The following is a 17762-nucleotide window of genomic DNA, read 5'->3' on the forward strand; positions in this document are numbered from 1 at the left end:
ATTGGGTCCTTGAATTTCGAGGGTGAGAGAGAGATCTCTAGATCTCTCGGCGCAAAAAATATGCAGCTGAAAGTCGCTGTCAAGACGTTCGTGATATTGCTGCGCTTGCGAACTTCGCGTGGCGGTTCAAGACAACTCGATCGGAGCACCGCGGCCGCTGAGCTCTTCGTCGAGGCGCAGATAATGCGCGAGATAGTCGTGCAGCGCAGTCGCCGCCTTCGAGGTGGCGCCGCTCGACTTGTAGAGCAGGAGCTCGATCTTCGGCAGCGGGGGCAGGCCCTCGTTCGGGCCGATCTCGCGCATCGCGGGCACCAGTGCGCTGCGGCCGAGCACCGTGACGGCCATGCCGGCAAAGGCTGCAGCCTGCAGGCCGCCGACGCTTTCGCTGACGCAGGCGATGCGCCAACGCAAATTGGCGCGCTCCAGCGTATCGATGGCGTAGTCGCGATAGATGTTGCCCGGTGGCAGCAGCGCGAGCGGGATCGGGCGCTCCTGATGCGCGGCGGATTGCTCGCCGGTCATCCAGACAAGCTGCTCGCGCCGCACCACCTGCCCGCCGGTGAAATCGTTCATGCGGGTGACGAGTGCTATGTCGACGTCGCCGCGCTTGACGAGACCGACCAGCGGCGTCGACAGCGCGCAATTGAGCTCGACCTGCACGCGCGGAAACGATTTGCGAAATACGCTGAGGATCGACGGCAGCATGAAGGCCGCGTAGAGGTCGGGCGTGCCGAGCACGACCTGGCCCTCGATCTCCTGTGACGCCAGCTGCGAAATCAACTCGTCATGCAGCCGCAGGATGGACTTGGCGTAGGTGAGAACCGTCGTGCCGTCGTCGGTCAGCATCAGCCGCCGGCCCACATGCTCGAACAATTGCTTGCCGGTGAGCTCCTCCAGCCGCTGCAATTGCAGCGTGATCGCCGGCTGGGTGCGGCCCAGCCGGCGCGCGGTCTCGGTGATGCTGCCGGTCTCGACCACCGAGATGAGCGACCGGAGCATGCGGATATCGAGACTGATGAGGTTCATGCGGCGTCCCTGTCGCCCAGAATTTATGCAAGTTCCATGCTAGGGCTCACTTGCCAGGGCTCGCTTGCCAGGGCTCACCTGCTAGGGCTCACTTGGCCCGAGACGCAGATGCGGCGGATTTCACGCCCGGCCGGCCCTTGCGCACCGAATTCCAGAAATTCTCGGCCGCCCGGGTCATGCGGGCGCGGGTGCGAAACAGCGACACGTTGATCGGAATGTCCCATTCGCCGCCGCCCGCACGCAGCAGGCGGCCGGTGTCGAGATCGGCGCAGACGAGGCTCATCGGCGCCCATGTCACGCCGCGTCCCTCGCGCGCCATGTCGATCAGCAGCATGACTGGCGCGGCGAAACCGGGAACGAGCCAGGCCACCGGATCCTTTGCCGCCAGGAACGATGTGACAAGCCGTCCCACACCCGAGCCCGGGTGATAGGCGAGATAGGGCAGCGGCGCGCCGGATGCGCCGGGCAGGGCGTAGCGCGGCTGCGTGCTCTTGCTGCGCCGTCCGCCGCGGCCCGGCTTTGCCGCCGGCGCGCTGATCGGGATCAGCACGTCGGTTGCGAGATCGATGCGCTGGAAGCGGTCCATGTCGAGCCGGCTCACCAATGACGGATGGTAATGCGCCAGCATGAAGTGGGCCTGCGCGTCCAGCAGCAGCTTCTCGCAGCCGGCGAAATTCGAAGCGACGAGCTGCACGGCCGAGCCGTCGCGCGCGCCGTCCGAGTTGCGGATCCATTCCGGGAAGAAGGTCTGCGACAGCGAATGCGTGGCGACGAAGGTGATGGTCTCGGCCTTCAGCCGTGCGACCTCGAGCGCTTCCTCGCGACCGACCAGGATCCGGCGCAGCACGTCCTCCGCGACGGGACGAAAGCTCTCGCCGGCGGCCGTCAGCGTGATGGTGTGGGTCGAGCGTTCGAACAGCTGCGTCCCCAGCCAGTCCTCGAGCGACTTGATGCGGCGGCTCAGCGCCGGCTGGGTCACGTGCCGTCGCTCGGCGGCGCGGGAGAACCCGCCCTCCTCGGCGATGGCAAGGAAGTCCTCCAGCCAGACCAGGTCCATAATAACGTTTTGTCCTCAAATCATACCGATACGGCATTAGCGCCTGACACGCCGCTGGTCCAATGTAAACGCCATCGAAAGACAAGAACGAAGCGCCCTCAACGCATGGCGCCAACGACGTTGGAGGAAAATACATTGCAGATTGCCGCGACGCCGCTGTCTGAACCCATATCGAGCTCCACGTCCGGCCGCCGCCGCAAGCCGCTCTGGCGCGAGCAGTATGTCCTGGTGGTTGCCGGTGCTGCGCTCGGGGCTCTGCTCGGCGCTCTGTTTCCGAATTTTGCGGTGGAGCTCAAGCCGCTCGGCGATGTCTTTATTTCCTTGATCAAGATGACGATCGCGCCGCTGATCTTCCTGGTCGTGGTCACCGGTATCGCGCAGGTCGGCGACATGAAGGCGGTCGGCCGCATCGGGCTCAAGGCTTTCGCCTATTTCGAGGTGGTGACGACGATTTGCCTCACGATCAGCTTCGTCGTGGTGCGCTGGGTCCAGCCCGGTGCCGGCGTGGCGCATGCCACCGCGCAGCAGGCCGAGACGGTCGCGCGCTATCAGCAGGCTCATGTCGGATCATTGTCCGCCTACATCCAGCACATGGTGCCGGAGAGCTTTGTCGGTGCGTTCGCGGCCGGCGACGTGCTTCAGGTACTGGTGCTGGCGCTGCTCTGCGGCATCGGCCTGTTGCTGCTCGGCGACAAGGCCGGTCCGTTGCGGACCGGCCTGGAGCGGGTGACCGAGCTCGTCTTCAGTGTCGTCCATGTCGTGGTGGCGCTGGCGCCGATCGGTGCGTTCGGCGCCATGGCGTTCACGGTGGCGAAGTTCGGTGCCGCGACGCTCTATGCGCTGGCGCTTCTGGTCGGCACTGCCTGGGCGATGATGGCGTTCTTCATCTTCGTCATCCTCGGCACCATCTGCCGCCTGGTCGGCATTCGCCTGATGGACCTCTTGCGCCTGCTGCGCACCGAGCTGCTCGTGGTGCTCGGCACTTCGTCGTCGGAGACCGCCATCCCCGGCATGATGGAAAAGTTGCCGAAGGCGGGCGTAGGGCGTGCTGTCGCGGGCCTCGTCATTCCCTCCGGCTATTCCTTCAATCTCGACGGTGTCGCGCTGACATTGCCGCTCTCGACCATCTTCATCGCCCAGGTCTATGGCGTCGAGCTGTCGGCCGCGCAGCAGCTCAGCCTGTTCGTGGTGATGCTGTTCACCAGCAAGGGCGCGGCCGGCGTCACCGGCGGCGCGTTCGCGGCACTTGCTGCGACCGTCGTCGCCGCAGGGCTGCCGGCGGAAGGACTGGCACTGCTGCTCGGCATCGACCGTTTCATGTCGCTGGCGCGCGCCATCACCAACACCATCGGCAACGCGGTCGCCGCGATCGTGGTCGCCAAATGGGACGGCGAATTCAATCGCGAGGACTGGGCGCAGTCCGCCGCACAAATCCAGCAAGCGAAGTAAGGATCCAAGGTCTCCAATATGGCTACCAGCACCAACGAACTTCCCGTCATCGCGCTGACTCCCGGTGACTGCACCGGCATCGGTCCCGAACAGGTCGCGCGCATCCTCTCCGACGACCGCCTCGCCGACGTCGCGCGCCTCGTCGTGGTCGGCGATGCCCGCGTGCTCGACATGGGCATGGATCATGCCGGCGTGAAGCTGAAGGTCGAGCGGATTGCCTCGCCCAAGGCCGCCAAATGGGGCCGCGGCACGGTGCAGCTCGTCGATCTCGGCAACACCGATCCCGCCAAAATCCCGCTCGGCAAGGCCAGCGCCGAGTCCGGCCGGTTGACCGGCGAGACGCTGTCGCGCGCGATCGATTTCTCCAGGGACGGCGAGGTCGACGCCATCACCTTCGCGCCGCTGAACAAGCGCGCAATGTTCGACGGCGGCTGGAAGTTTCCCGACGAGCACAAGATGTTCGCGAGCCTGCTCGGGCACAAGACCTATTTCTCCGAGATGAACGTGCTCGATGGCCAGTGGATGTCGCGCGTCACCGGGCATCAGTCGCTGCGTGAAGCGCTCGACGGCATCAATCCGGAGAGCATCACCGATGCGATCGAGCTGGTCGACCGCATGATGCGGCGAGCCGGCGTTGCCAAGCCGCGCATTGCGGTTGCGGCGCTCAATCCGCATGCCGGTGAGAACGGCCTGTTCGGCCGCGACGAGATCGAGATGATCCGCCCGACGGTCGAAGCCGCCGCCCAGACCGGCATCGCCTGCACCGGACCTTATCCCGCCGACACAGTCTATATCCGCGCCTTCGCCGGCGAGTTCGACAGCGTGGTCGCGATGTATCACGACCAGGGCCAGATCGCGACCAAGCTGCGCGGTTTCAACCGCGGCGTCACCGTCACCGCCGGGCTCGAGACCGTCTTCACCACGCCGTCACACGGCACCGCGTTCGATATCGCAGGCCAAGGCGTCGCCAACACCGGCGCGCTGGAGAGCGCGGTACGTCTGGCCGCCAAGCTGGTGTCGATCAAGGTCAAGGAGGCCGCCTATGCACACTGATCGCAGAACCCTGCTCCAGGCGGCAGCCGCGCTGCCCTTCGCAACTGTCGCCACCAACACGGCCTTTGCGCAAGCCTCGCCTGCGGCTCCTGCCGCGGCGCCGCCGAAGGACGTCACGCGCGCGCTCGCGCATTATCTCGTCACCGCAAGCTATGACGACCTGCCGGCCAATGTCCGGAAAGAGGGCATCCGCACGCTCCTGAACTGGGTCGGCGTCGCCATCGGCGGCTCGCATCACGAGACGGTCGATATCGCGGTGTCCGCGCTCGGCCCGTTCTCCGGGCCGCAGCAGGCTTCCCTGTTTGGGCGGCGCGAGCGGTTCGACATCATGAACGCCGCCTTCATCAACGGCGTGTCGAGCCACATCTTCGACTACGACGACACGCATCTGAAGACGATCATCCATCCGGCCGGTCCCGTAGCCTCGGCGATCCTCGCGCTGTCGGAAATGCAGCCGATCTCCGGCAAGGAGTTCTTGAACGCACTGGTGCTCGGCGTCGAGACCGAGTGCCGGATCGGTAACTCGGTCTACCCGAACCATTACGATGTCGGTTGGCACATCACCGGCACCGCCGGCGTGTTCGGCTCGGCCGCGGCCGTAGGCAAGCTGCTGAAATTGAACGAGCAGCAGATGACCTGGGCGCTGGGTCTTGCGGCGTCGCAGCCGGTGGGCTTGCGCGAATCCTTCGGCTCGATGAACAAGAGCTTCAATCCGGGCCGCGCGGCTTCCAGCGGCATCTTCGCCGCGATCCTGGCATCGAGGAACTTCACCTCGTCCGACGCGATGATCGAGGCCAAGCGTGGCTGGGCCAACGCGATCAGCACCAAGCAGGACTACAACGAGATCCTGGGTGACCTCGGCAAGCGTTATGAGGCGGCGCTCAACACCTACAAGCCGTTCGCCTGCGGTATCGTCATTCATCCCGCGATCGATGCGGCGATCCAGCTCCGCAACGAGAACAGGCTGACCGCCGACCAGATCGAGCGGGTCGATCTCAAGGTCCACCCGCTGGTACTGGAGCTGACGGGCAAGAGGACGCCAAGCCAGGGCCTCGAAGGCAAGTTCAGCATCTACCATGCGGTGGCGGTGGCCATTGTCGAGGGCGCTGGCGGCGAGAAGCAGTTCAGCGACCGCGCGGTGACCGACCCGACCATCGTTGCGCTCCGCGGCAAGGTCAATCCGATCATAACATCAGGCATCAAGCCGGAGCAGGTCGATCTCACCATCGTGCTCAAGGACGGCCGCAAGCTGAACCGCTACATCGAGCACGCGATCGGCAGCGTCGAGGTGCCGATGACCGACAAGCAGCTCGAAACCAAGTTCTCCGATCTTGCCGACGGCATCATTCCCGCTGCGACGATCCGGCGCGTGATGGACGCCTGCTGGAATATCGAGAACCTGCCGAGTGCGGCGGAGATCGCCAAGATGTCGGTCGCGGTCTGATCGCGAAGGAGGGAAGCATGCCATCGCGCCGCCATTTCCTGCGGTCCGCCGGCTCGGTTGCCGCTCTGGCCGCCACCGGCGGCCGCATGGCCGTCGCAGCCGGCCCGGGCGTGACGGAGCGTCTCGCCCGCTACATGGTCGCCGCACGCGATCAAGAGTTGCCCGAGCAGGTGCTGCGCGAATGCAAGCACCGCATCCTCGATACGCTCGGCGCGATGATCTCGGGCTCGCGGATGAAGCCGGGCGAGATGGCGTTGAAATATGTGCGCACACTCGGCGGTGACGCCCAGGCCTCCGTGGTCGGCTCCGACTTCCGCTCCACGGCGGTCAACGCAGCGCTGGCCAATGCGATGTGCGCCCATGCCGACGAGACCGACGATTTCGAGCCTGTCACCAAGGCGCATCCGGGATGCTCGGTCGTGCCGGCCGCGCTCGCTATCGGCGAGCGGGAACATCGCAGCGGACAGGATGTCATTCGGGCCGTCGCGCTGGGCTACGATTTGACCTGCCGCCTGCTGATGGCACTGGGCCCCGATCTCGTGCGTGGCGCCCACCGGAGCGCCGAAGGAACGTCATCGACCTTCGGCGCGCTCGGTGCGGCTGCATCACTGGCGCGGCTTGACGAGAAGGGGATGCGCTATGCGATCTCCTATTCGTCGCAACAGGTCTCCGGCCTATGGAGCTGGGTCAAGGACCACGATCACATCGAGAAGGCTTTTGACTTCGCCGGCATGGGAGCCCGCAATGGCGTCATGGCTGTTGACATGGTGCTCAGCGGCCTGACCGGCGTCGACGACGTGCTCGACGGCACCCATAATCTCTTCATCGCACTCTCGACCGATCCGAAGCCGGAGGAGATGGTGAAGGATCTCGGCAAGCTCTTCTATGTCACGGAAACCGCGATCAAGACATTCTCGGTCGGCTATCCCATCCAGTCGCCGCTGGATGCGATGCTGACGCTGCGCAAGCAGTATAGCCTCACGCCGGATAGCGTCCGTAGCATCCTGGTCAGGTTGCCGACCGATGCGATGGGGATCGTGGGCGAAAGCGCGATGCCTGATGTCAATTGCCAGCACCTTGTGGCGGTCGCGCTGGTCAAGGGCGGGGTGTCGTTCAACGACAGCCACGATGTCGCGCTGATGCGTGATCCGAAGATCCTGGAGCAGCGTGCCAAGGTGACGCTGGCCGGTGACAAGACGCTGATGGATCCGGTCGCGCCGCGCGGCGCTGTCGTCGAGGTGACATTGACCGATGGCAAGAAGATCGAGCACTTCACGAAATATCCGCCGGGCACCAAGGAGAATCCGCTCAGCACGGAAGCCGTCGCGGCGAAGACGCGGGATCTGATTGCGCCGGTGCTGGGCAGTGACAGGGCCGAGAAGCTGATCGACCAGATCGGCAATCTCGAACGGCTTGATGACGCTGCGAGGTTGGGACCATTGCTCAGCGCGTAATGCAAGGCTAACAATAAGGTAAAATCGTCGTGCCGTTCCCGTCCGGCGGCTCAAACGAAATCATCGCCCGCATCGTCGCGACGCAATATAACGAATGGGAGGAATGATGCGCTTGAAGCGAATGCTTGCTGGCTATCTCGGCGCGATGGCGCTGTTGTATGCCGGCGTCGCGATGGCGGCGAGTGTCGAAATATCCGCCAGTGATATTGGCGGACAGGTGACCAGCGACAAGGGCGCCGAGGCGGGCGTCTGGGTGATCGCCGAAACCAAGGATCTCCCCACCAAATACGCCAAGGTGGTGGTGACCGACGATCAGGGTCGGTTCGTCATCCCGGATCTTCCCGCAGCCGGCTACAAGGTCTGGGTGCGCGGCTATGGCTTGCAGGACACGGCGCAACAGGACGCACGTCCGGGCAAGATCCTCGACTTCAAAGCGGCCCAGGCCTCGCCGAAGAAAGACGCTCAGAACTATCCGGGCATGTATTGGTATTCGATGCTCGACATCCCCAGACCTGAGGAGTTTCCCGGCACCGGCGACAAGGGCAACAAGATGCCGGATACCATGAAGTCGCAGGCCCAGTGGGTCGATACGGTCAAGAACATGTGCCAGTCCTGCCACGCGCTCGGCACGCGCGGCATCCGCGAGATCCCGAAGGTGTTCACCGATGGGTACGATTCCCACACGGCATGGGCCGTCCGCACCCAGGCCGGACAGGCCCAGGAATACATGGCGACGGTGCTGGCCAGCATGGGTCCGGAAAAGGTCTATGACCTGTTCTCGAAATGGACCGATCGTATCGCAGCCGGCGAGTTACCGTTCGCCAAGCCCGAGCGGCCCAAGGGCATCGAGCGCAACGTCGTCTTCACGATGTGGGATTGGGCGACGCCGACGCACTATCAGCACGATGCGATCTCGACCGACAAGCGTAACCCGCGGGTCAACGCCAACGGCCTGATCTACGGATCGTCGGAGGAGAGTTCGGATCTCGTGCCGACGCTCGACCCGGTCAGGAATGTCGCCGGGACCATCAAGCATCCCTATCTCGATCCTAACACGCCATCCTCGACCGACGCGCCGCGCGGACCGTCGGCCTATTGGGGCGACGAACCGATCTGGGATGGCCACACCAGTATCCACAACGTCATGATGGACGAGCAGGGCAAGGTCTGGTTCACGGCGCGGCTGCGCCCGCCGGCCAACCCTGACTACTGCAAGCAGGGCTCGGATCTGCCGTCGGCGAAGGTGGCGCCGCAGGCGACCTCGCTGCGCCAATTGTCGCGCTACGATCCCGCGACCGGCAAATGGGACCTGATCAACACCTGCTTCACGACCCATCATCTCTACTTCGACGACGATGCCAACCAAACGCTGTGGACCAGCTCCGGTGGTCCGGGCCTCGGCGGCGGCATTGTCGGCTGGCTCAACACCAAGCAGTATCGCGAGACTCTCGACAACGTAAAATCGCAGGGCTGGACGCCGCTGATCATCGACACCAACGGCAACGGCAAGCGCGATGCCTATGTCGAGCACAAGGATCCCGTCGATCCGGCCAAGGACAAGCGCATCGCCGCGTCCTTCTACGGCATCATGCCGAGTCCGGTCGACGACACGATCTGGGGCCAGGCGATGGATCGAGGCTTCTCCCGCATCGATCAGCCCGGCTACATCGTGCGCGTGGTGCCGGGACCAGATCCCGCCAATACCGCGCTCGCCGAAGTCTATCAGCCGCCGGAGGGCACGTTCGGCCCGCGCGGTCTCGACATCGGGCTTGATGGTGTGGTGTGGACGGTCTTGTCCAGTGGTCATCTCGCAAGCTTCGATCGCAAGCTCTGCAAGGGCCCGCTGAACGGCCCGACCACGGCGGAGGGCAAGCAGTGTCCCGAGGGATGGAAGACCTGGCGCATGCCCGGGCCGCAGTTCAGGGGGCTCGACGCCAGCGGCAGCGCCAATCATGCCTATTATGTCTGGGTGGACCGCTACAACACGTTCGGCCTCGGCGCGAACGTGCCGATCGCGAGCGCCAATGGCAGCGAGTCCCTGCTGGCCCTTGTCAACGGCGAGCTGGTGAATCTGCGCAATCCATACCCGCTCGGCTTCTTTACCAAGAATGTCGACGGGCGGATCGACGACCCCGATACCGGTTGGAAAGGTCGTGGCCTGTGGAGCACGACCGGAACGCGGGCGAGCTTCCATGGGGAAGGCGGCAAGGAGGCTTCACCTAAGGTCTACAAAGTGCAGATGCGGCCTGATCCATTAGCCCATTGACCCTTTCGCCCCAAGAATAGCGCCGCTGCAAACCAGCGGATAAGCCAGGGAACAGAATCATGACGAAAACTTCTCGACGTGACGTGCTCACCGCCGCAGCCGCGATGACCGCGGCGGGCCTTGCCGATACGGCGCCGGCCGCAGCGCAGGCCGCACCCAAGCCGATCTTCCCGGTGCCGATGGTCGCGATCCCGATCGTTGGCGAGACTCAGGTGTTCCAGGTCCGCCGCATCTATTGTATCGGTCGCAACTACGCCGCGCATGCGATCGAGCGCGGCTCGGATCCGAATCGCGAGCCGCCATTCTTCTTCCAGAAGCCGACGGACGCGATCCAGAACGTCGCGATCGGTGAGGTCGCCGATCATCCCTATCCGTCGCTGACCAAGAACTACCACCACGAGGTCGAGCTGGTCGCCGCATTGAAATCCGGCGGCGCCAACATCCCGGCCGAGAAGGCGCTCGACCACGTCTATGGTTACGCGCTCGGCCTCGACATGACCCGGCGCGATCTCCAGAACGGCATGGCCGCGGAGAAGAAGCCGTGGGAGATCGGCAAGAGCTTTGACCATGCGGCGGTGCTCGGTCCGATCCATCCCGCGAGCAAGACCGGCCATTTCGAGAGGGGCGCCATTTCGCTCGCGATCAACGACACCGTGAAGCAGAGCTCGGATCTCAGCAAGATGATCTGGAGCGTTGCCGAGCAGATCGCAAAGCTCTCGGAAGCGTTCGAGTTGAAGGCCGGCGACATCATCTATTCCGGAACGCCGGAGAATGTCGGGCCGGTCGTGAAGGGCGACGTGCTGTTGTGCAAGCTCGAGGGCCTCCCGGATATGTCGATCAAGATCGTCTAATGGCGGCAGTACGGGTGAGGGGGACTCTCCGCGAGTCCAGTCCTCACCGTGATTGCGGATGCAGCCCCTCACCCCAACCCTCTCCCCGTAAGAACGGGGCGAGGGAGAAGACTGCAGCTTGTCGGTGAGGCGTCCGAGGGGCCGAGCGACATCGCACCATGATGGCGGCGAAGGTCTTTGAATTGCCGGAGTTCCATCGGCCATTGCCCTCCGTTGGGCAACGAACAAACCTCGTGCGGCCATATTTGAGTAAGAGTGATCTCCCCTGAGGGAGGCGCTACAATGAAGAAAGCTCTGATCACTGCCGTCGTCATGCTGGCTGGCGTGCCCGCAAGTGCCGTTGCGCAGGAGCGCGCTGGCGCTGCGGCGCTCGGCGCCGTGTCCGGCGCCGTCGTGCTGGGCCCGATCGGTGCGGTCGCAGGCGCAGTTGTCGGCTACACCGCCGGACCTTCGATCGCGAGGTCATGGGGCGTGAGAGGTTCGCGGTCGGCACGATACCGGCAGCCGCAGCGACGTCAGGCGAACCGCTTGGCCACTACCAGCGCTCCACAGTCCACGCGCGCGGCGATCGAATCCAACGGCCAGATGAGAGCTGCCAGCAATCCGCCGGTTCAAGCCGTGCCTGCGGTGCAGGCCGTTCAAGCCGCTCCGGCGGCGCCGGCAGAGACCTCGACGCCGCCCGTTCAGGGATTCGACTGAGGCTGTGGCTTACGCCGCAGACTTCGGTCGCAGCCGGTCGACCGTCCGCGCGATCAGCGACGCGACGTCTGCCACCTTCGGCCCAATCCGAAACTCCGGCCCTGCGACGACAACCGACAGGCGGCGGTCGCCGATCGGCAGCGGGATCGCGGCGCCGGCGAGGTCGCGGCTGTAGTCGGCAAAGCTCTGGCAGTAGCCGCGCTCGATCGAATTGCGCAGCTCGGCTTCCACCGCCTCGATGCTGATCGGCGTCGACGGGCCGTATTGCTTGAATTCGATCTTGCGATAGACGGAGTCGCGCTCCTCCGGCGAATATTGCAGCAGCAGCGCGCGGCCGCTGGCAGTGGCGTGAATCGGCACGCGGTGCCCGATGGTCGCGAAATAGCGGATCGCGGCTTGGGACTCGACGACGTCGATGAACACCGCCATCACGCCCGCCGGCGCCACGATCGACGCGGTCTCGCCGGTCTCGGCGGAGAGATCGGCGATCAGCGTATGCGTCCAGGGCGGCAGCGGTTCGACCTCGGAGATCATCCGCGCCATCGCGAGCCATCGCGGCGTCGGATAGAATCCGGCGCGCGGACGCGGTTCGTAGAGATAGCCCTTCTCCGACAGCGTCGCGAGCAGGTTGAAGGTCGACGAGCGCGGCCAGCCGAAATGATCGGCGATTTCGGCAAGCGTCGCCGGCTTCCTCGTTTGCGCGAAGAATTCCATGATCTCCAGGACGTTTGCGGCTTGGCGAACGATCATGGCGGGGCTTTGCGTCCTAATTTAGGGCTGGCCGAGGATCTTCTTCGCGGCGCGAAGATGCGGCTTGTCGATCATCTGGCCGTCGAGCCGCAGCGTGCCGGAATTTGGATTGCTCGCGAACGCCGCGATCACCTTCTCCGCCCATGCGCGCTCGGCGTCCGTCGGCGCGAACGCCGCGTTGACGACGTCGACATGTTTCGGATGGATCAGCGCCTTCGCTGAAAACCCGTCGCGCCGCGCCGCGCGCGTTTCCTGCTCGAGGCCTGCGAGATTGTCGATGTCGGTATAGACCGTGTCGATCGGCGCCACTTCCGCCGCGGCCGCCGCCATCAGACAGAGATCGCGCGCGAGGCGATAGGGGCTGTGGAACACACCGCCCGAACCCTTCTCGGTCGCGCCGAGCGAAGCCGAGAGATCTTCCGCGCCCCACATCAATCCGGCGAGGCGAGGGGAGCAGCCCTTGTAGCTGCCGAGGCCGAAGATCGAGCCGGCGGTCTCCGTTGCGACGCAGACGATGCGCGTCGTGCCGACCGCGATGCCGGCCGCTGCTTCCAAAGCTTCCAGCCAGGTCGCGACCTGCCGCACGTCGTCGCCACCTTGCGATTTAGGCAGTACGATACCATCGGGCTTGCCCGGCATCACCGCGGCGAGATCGGTCAGCGTCACGCCGGTGTCGAGCGCATTGACGCGGACATAGAGCTGATGCGGGCCGCGAGAGCCTTTCAGCATCGCCAGCGTCAGCCCGCGTGCCTCCGGCTTCTTGTCGGTGACGACGGAATCCTCGAGATCGATGATCAGCGCGTCGGCCTTGCCTTCGCTCGCCTTCTCAAATTTGCGCGGGGAATCGCCCGGCACGAACAGCATCGAACGCATCAGACCGGCCTCTTGTGCATCATCGCCATGCGGCGGCATTTGCCGACGATCTCGTTGTTCTGGTTCAGTGCGTGGTGCTCGAACTCGACGATGCCCGCTCTCGGGCGCGATTTGGATTCTCTCAACGAAAGCACCTTCGTCGTCGCCCGCAGGGTGTCGCCATGGAAGACCGGTTTTGGAAAAGTCACGTCGGTCATGCCGAGATTGGCAACGGTGGTGCCCATGGTCGTATCATAGACCGTCATGCCGATCATGATGCCGAGGGTGTAAAGGCTGTTGAAAATGCGCTGGCCGAACTCGGTCTTTTCGGAGAAATGCGCGTCGATGTGCAGCGGCTGCGGATTGAGCGTCAGCAGGCTGAACATGGTATTGTCCATCTCCGTGACGGTCCGGGTCAGCGGATGCCTGAACTCCTGGCCCACGGAAAAGTCTTCGAAATAAAGTCCGGCCATCGCGGTTTCCTCCCGGTATTGTTGCGATTTGGCCAGCGCCTGCCGCTAGGGCGGCGGCGCCAGGTGAACTGCCTTCTGCTCTGCGAGCCGCTCGATCTCGTCGGCCGAGAAGCCGGCCTCGCGCAGTATGTCGCGGCCATGTTGGCCGAGTGTCGGTGCCGGGCCAGCAGCCTCCGGCTGGGTCACGCTCCAGGTCGAGGGTACGCGCATCTGGCGGATGCGGCCTTCCACGGGGTGGTCCACCGTCCTGAAGAAGTCGATGGCTTTGAGATGCGGGTCATCGAGGATCGTCTCCAGCGTATGCATCGGCATCACCGGAATGTCGGCGCTCTCCAGCAACTCGCGCCATTCGGCAGTGGTGCGGGTGAGGAAAATGTGCCCGATCTCCTCGTAGATCTCGTCGATGTGTTTTGTGCGCGCGGCGTGGTTGGCAAAGCGCGGCTGCTCGAGGAAATGCGGCTGCCCGATTGCCTCGAAGAAGCTGCGCCAGTGCTTGTCGTTGTAGATGAGGACGCAGAGATAGCCGTCGCTGGTCTTGTAGGGACGGCGATAGCGCGACAGCAGGCGGGCATAGCCGCCATGGTCGAGCGGCGGATCGTAGGTGAGGCCGCCCAGATGATCGACCAGCACGAACTCCGTCATCGATTCGAACATCGGCACGTCGATGCGCTGGCCCACACCGGTGCGCTGCTGGTGCATCAATCCGCCCATGATCGCATTGACCATCATCAGCCCGACGATGCGGTCGGCAATGGTGACGGGAACGTAGCGCGGCGTGCCGTCGCCGGCGGCCGCAAGCAGCGTCGGAATCGTGGCGGCGCCCTGGATCAGATCGTCATAGGCGGGCTTGGCGGCGTAGGGGCCTGACTGGCCGTAGCCGAACGCGCCGACATAGACCAGCGACGGATTGATCGAGCGAAGCGTCTCGTAATCGAGGCCGAGCCGCGCCATCGCCTGCGGGCGCACATTATAGACAAGCGCGTTGGCGCTTTTCGCCAGCCGCAGCAGCGTATCGCGTCCTTCGGGCGTCTTGAGGTCGAGCACGATGCTGCGCTTGCCGCGATTGGCATTGTGGAACATCCCGCCCATGCCGGGTGTGCGCCCGGGGCCGATCTGGCGAACGATGTCGCCTTCGGGGCTTTCGACCTTGATGACGTCAGCGCCCATGTCCGCCAGCACCTGGGTGCCATAGGGGCCCATCAGCACCGAAGTCAGGTCGAGAATGGTGAAGCCGGCGAGCGGTCCCATGGGGCCTCGTGGGATTAATTCATATATGTGGAGTTAGAATTCATAAACCGGCGATGTCAATCGGCTGGGCCCGGCGAGCAACGCATAGCTCCATGCATAGTTCATATACTTGACAGATAAATTCACATATATGTACTTTTTCCTCAAGCAAGAAATGGAGCGTGGGGCCGAACGGCTTGGCAGCAAACGGCTGCCGCCTTCGGCGTGGGACGCGTCAGGGAGAATGAAATGAAGACAAATCTGGTCCGGGCTGCAGCCGTGCTCGCTTTGTCGCTGCCGGTCTCGACACTGTCGGCGCAGGCGCTTGAGCTCAAAGTCGCCGACAGCTTCCCCGCCGGACATTATCTCGTCCGTCTGATGCTCAAGCCCTGGATGGACGACGTCACCAAGCGCACCAACGGCGCGGTGACCTTCACCTATTACCCGAACCAGCAGATCGGCAAAGCCGCCGACATGCTGCGGCTAACCCAATCGGGCGTGGTCGATATCGGCTACATCGGGCCGTCGTATGTTTCGGACAAGATGCCGCTATCGGAAGTCGCGCAGTTGCCGGGTGCGTTCGCGACCAGCTGCCAGGGCACGCTTGCTTATTGGAAGTCCGCGCGCGAAGGCGTGCTGGCCAAGCAGGAATACGCGCCGAACAAGATCAAGCTGCTGATGGCCGTGGTGCTGCCGCCCTACCAGGTGTGGACCGTCAAGTCGAAGGTCGAGACCACCAAGGACATGCAAGGCCTGAAGCTGCGCACCACCGGCGGCGCGCAGGATCTCACGCTGCGGGCGCTCAACGCCGTGCCGGTGCGCATGGCCGCGCCCGATGCCTATGAGTCGCTGTCGCGCGGCACGATGGACGGGCTGCTGTTCCCGCTCGACAGCGTCGTCGCCTATGGCCTCGACAAGCTGGTCAAGCACGCGACCGAAGGCGTCAGCTTCGGCAGCTTCATCGTCGCCTATTCCATCAGCCAGTCGGTCTGGGACAAGCTGCCCGACGACGTGAAGACCGCGATGAACGAGGCCTCGGATGCCATCACGCCGAAGGCTTGCGCCGATGTCGACAAGGAAGGCGAAGTCACCAAGAAGCACATGCAGGACGAAGGCGTCAGCTTCGATCCGCTGCCGGAAGCGACGCGCGCCGAGATGAAGGACAAGCTCAAAGGCGTCGGTCATGAATGGGCAGCCGGTCTCGACAGCCGTGGCAAGCAGGCGTCTGCCGCGCTGAAGGAATTCGAAGATCTGCTTGCCGCCGGCAGCAAGTAATCCGCAAATCGAACAGGGAGGCGCGAAATGATCGAACGAGCAGGCCATATGCTCGGCGCGCTGGAGCGCGCGCTGACGGTGATCGCGGTGCTATTCATGTTTGTGATCATGGTGCTGGTCGTGACCGACGTGTTCATGCGCTACGCGCTGAACAGCCCATTCTCCTTCACCTATGATCTGATCGGGCTCTATCTGCTCGCGGGCGTGTTCTTCTTCACGCTGTCGGATGCCTTGCGCGAGCATGTCCATGTCGGCGTCGACATCCTGTTGTCGCGCTTCTCGCCGGCGGGGCGGCGGCTGTCCGAGATCGTCACCGCGCTGGCAGGCCTGTTCGTGTTCGTCCTGATCTGCAAGGTCGGGTTCGCGCGCGCGCTGGAGAATTACGAGCAGCATGACGTGCTGTCAGGCGCTATTCCCTGGCCGACCTGGATTTCGGCGGCGCTGGTGCCGTTCGGCTGCGGCGTGCTGGTGCTGCGGCTGGCGCTGCAGCTGGTCGGCAATGTGCTGAGCCTCGTCAGCGGACGCGACCTCTATCCGCTGCCGCCGGTCACCGGCGTCGGCGAAGCGCGCGGCTTCGAGTAACGGCGGATATCCATGACACCTCTCATCGTTCTCGCTCTGCTGTTCGGCCTGCTTGCGCTCGGCACGCCGGTCGGTTTTGCCATGGCCTTTTCCGGCTCGGTCGGCCTCGTGATGGTCGGCGGCTTTCCGACCTTGTTCGGCATCCTGGAGACCGCGCCGCTCTCGACCGTTTCCTCCTACGAGCTGATCACCATTCCGATGTTCCTCCTGATGGCGGACCTCGTGCTGCTGTCCGGCGTTGCGGATGATCTGTTCAAGACAGCCTCTGCTTGGGTCGGGCGTGTTCCTGGCGGCCTTGGCATGGCGACAGCGCTTGCCGGCGCAGGCTTCGGCGCGATCTGCGGCACCTCGACGGCATCGGCTGCGACGCTGTCCTCGACCAGCCTTCCCGCGATGATCCGCCAGGGTTATGAGCCGAAGATGGCTGCCGGCGTGGTCGCGATCTCGGGCACGCTGTCGATGCTGCTGCCGACCAGCGTCGCGCTCGTCATCTTCGGCCTGCTCGCCGAGGTGAACATCGGCAAGCTCCTGATCAGCGGCATCATCCCCGCGATCCTCGTCACCTTCACCATCATGGCCACGATCTACTTCTTGGTCTGGCAGGATCCCTCGCGCGCGCCGGCCGCGAAATCGGTGCCGTGGCGCGAGAAATTCGCGCTGCTGTGGCAGGTCTCGCCGATGGTGGTGCTGTTCTCGATCGTGACGGGCACGATCTATCTCGGCGTCGCGACGCCGACGGAGGCATCCGCCTTCGGTGCGTTCGGCGCCTTCCTGCTCGCGATCGTCAAGGGCAAGATCACGCCGTCCTCGCTCTACAAGACGCTGCTGCGCGCCTGCCATGGCACCTGCATGATCATCATGATTCTGGTTGGCGCCTCGATCTTCGGCTATTTCTTCACGCTCACTCATGTGACGCAGGACCTCGTCGCCTGGATCGGCTCGCTGCCGGCCTCGCGCTGGGTCATCATTACGTTGATCCTGTGCGGGTACATCGTGCTCGGCTCGTTCATGGACCAGATCGCGATCCTGGTGCTGACCGTGCCGATCGTGCTGCCGCTGATCAAGACGCTCGGCTTCGATCCGATCTGGTTCGGCGTCATCAAGATCGTCACCGCCGAGGTCGGCATGATCACGCCGCCGGTCGGGCTGAATTGCTTCATCGTCGCACGCTACGCCAAGCGGCCGGTGGCGGAGGTGTTCCACGGCACCTTTCCGCACTTCATCGCCCACCTGATTGCGATCGCGATTCTGGTGGCGTTTCCGTCTATCATCCTCTGGCTGCCGTCGCAGATGGGGCGCTAGGC

16 protein-coding genes are annotated in these 17762 nt (G+C 64.1%); 10 read left to right on the top strand and 6 right to left on the bottom strand.

Going from position 1 to position 17762, the window contains the following annotated elements:
- Window positions 1–126: 126 nt before the first annotated feature.
- The gene (locus ABID59_RS32925) at window positions 127–1026 is read right to left on the bottom strand and encodes a LysR substrate-binding domain-containing protein (RefSeq protein WP_148754809.1); all 900 of its coding nucleotides are present in this window, start codon (window positions 1024–1026) and stop codon (window positions 127–129) included.
- Between the two features lie 88 nt (window positions 1027–1114).
- Window positions 1115–2083 (bottom strand): LysR family transcriptional regulator, encoded by a 969-nt coding sequence (locus ABID59_RS32930; protein ID WP_354086121.1) that lies wholly within the window; start codon window positions 2081–2083, stop codon window positions 1115–1117.
- 135 nt (window positions 2084–2218) lie between these two features.
- Between ABID59_RS32930 and ABID59_RS32935 the strand changes: the two genes are divergently transcribed.
- The 7 genes from ABID59_RS32935 to ABID59_RS32965 all read left to right on the top strand — a co-directional run bounded on the left by ABID59_RS32935 (window position 2219) and on the right by ABID59_RS32965 (window position 11299).
- The gene (locus tag ABID59_RS32935; protein ID WP_354086122.1) at window positions 2219–3532 is read left to right on the top strand and encodes a cation:dicarboxylate symporter family transporter; all 1314 of its coding nucleotides are present in this window, start codon (window positions 2219–2221) and stop codon (window positions 3530–3532) included.
- Window positions 3533–3550: 18 nt separating this feature from the next.
- The gene (locus tag ABID59_RS32940) at window positions 3551–4585 is read left to right on the top strand and encodes a PdxA family dehydrogenase (RefSeq protein WP_354086123.1); all 1035 of its coding nucleotides are present in this window, start codon (window positions 3551–3553) and stop codon (window positions 4583–4585) included.
- The gene (locus ABID59_RS32945) at window positions 4575–6029 is read left to right on the top strand and encodes an MmgE/PrpD family protein (RefSeq protein WP_354086124.1); all 1455 of its coding nucleotides are present in this window, start codon (window positions 4575–4577) and stop codon (window positions 6027–6029) included. Before ABID59_RS32940 ends, ABID59_RS32945 begins: the two co-directional genes overlap by 11 nt.
- Before the next feature lie 17 nt (window positions 6030–6046).
- Window positions 6047–7483, top strand: coding sequence for an MmgE/PrpD family protein (locus ABID59_RS32950; RefSeq protein ID WP_354086125.1), 1437 nt, complete (start codon window positions 6047–6049; stop codon window positions 7481–7483).
- 106 nt (window positions 7484–7589) lie between these two features.
- The gene (locus ABID59_RS32955) at window positions 7590–9749 is read left to right on the top strand and encodes a carboxypeptidase-like regulatory domain-containing protein (RefSeq protein WP_354086228.1); all 2160 of its coding nucleotides are present in this window, start codon (window positions 7590–7592) and stop codon (window positions 9747–9749) included.
- Between the two features lie 59 nt (window positions 9750–9808).
- A complete protein-coding gene (locus ABID59_RS32960) occupies window positions 9809–10600 on the top strand; it encodes a fumarylacetoacetate hydrolase family protein (RefSeq protein WP_148754802.1) in 792 nt (263 codons plus the stop codon).
- A 282-nt stretch (window positions 10601–10882) separates the two neighbouring features.
- Entirely contained in the window at window positions 10883–11299 is a 417-nt protein-coding gene (locus ABID59_RS32965; RefSeq protein WP_354086126.1) for a hypothetical protein, read from the top strand.
- A 9-nt stretch (window positions 11300–11308) separates the two neighbouring features.
- On the opposite strand, the gene ABID59_RS32970 is transcribed toward ABID59_RS32965, so the two are convergent.
- Genes ABID59_RS32970 through ABID59_RS32985 form a run of 4 tightly spaced genes read right to left on the bottom strand, consistent with a single transcriptional unit; the run spans window position 11309 to window position 14622 of the window.
- Entirely contained in the window at window positions 11309–12049 is a 741-nt protein-coding gene (locus tag ABID59_RS32970) for an IclR family transcriptional regulator (protein WP_148754800.1), read from the bottom strand.
- Between the two features lie 21 nt (window positions 12050–12070).
- Window positions 12071–12922: an HpcH/HpaI aldolase/citrate lyase family protein gene (locus tag ABID59_RS32975; protein ID WP_354086127.1), complete on the bottom strand. Its 852-nt coding sequence runs from the start codon at window positions 12920–12922 to the stop codon at window positions 12071–12073.
- Window positions 12922–13410, bottom strand: coding sequence for a MaoC family dehydratase (locus tag ABID59_RS32980; protein WP_354086229.1), 489 nt, complete (start codon window positions 13408–13410; stop codon window positions 12922–12924). The genes ABID59_RS32975 and ABID59_RS32980 overlap by 1 nt, the downstream gene beginning before the upstream one ends.
- Window positions 13411–13419: 9 nt before the next feature.
- Window positions 13420–14622 carry a CaiB/BaiF CoA transferase family protein gene (locus ABID59_RS32985; RefSeq protein WP_354086128.1) on the bottom strand — a complete coding sequence of 401 codons (1203 nt, stop codon included), beginning with the start codon at window positions 14620–14622 and terminating at the stop codon, window positions 13420–13422.
- Between the two features lie 228 nt (window positions 14623–14850).
- On the opposite strand from ABID59_RS32985, the gene ABID59_RS32990 reads away from it, so the two are divergent.
- The 3 genes from ABID59_RS32990 to ABID59_RS33000 are packed head-to-tail and all read left to right on the top strand — an operon-like array spanning window position 14851 to window position 17760.
- Window positions 14851–15876 carry a TRAP transporter substrate-binding protein gene (locus ABID59_RS32990; RefSeq protein WP_354086129.1) on the top strand — a complete coding sequence of 342 codons (1026 nt, stop codon included), beginning with the start codon at window positions 14851–14853 and terminating at the stop codon, window positions 15874–15876.
- A 27-nt stretch (window positions 15877–15903) separates the two neighbouring features.
- Window positions 15904–16458: a TRAP transporter small permease gene (locus ABID59_RS32995; protein ID WP_354086130.1), complete on the top strand. Its 555-nt coding sequence runs from the start codon at window positions 15904–15906 to the stop codon at window positions 16456–16458.
- A 12-nt stretch (window positions 16459–16470) separates the two neighbouring features.
- Entirely contained in the window at window positions 16471–17760 is a 1290-nt protein-coding gene (locus ABID59_RS33000) for a TRAP transporter large permease (protein ID WP_148754794.1), read from the top strand.
- Window positions 17761–17762 lie beyond the last annotated feature (2 nt).

The organism is Bradyrhizobium sp. S3.3.6 (assembly GCF_040546905.1).
In the GTDB taxonomy this organism is placed as follows: Bacteria; Pseudomonadota; Alphaproteobacteria; order Rhizobiales; family Xanthobacteraceae; genus Bradyrhizobium; species Bradyrhizobium cytisi.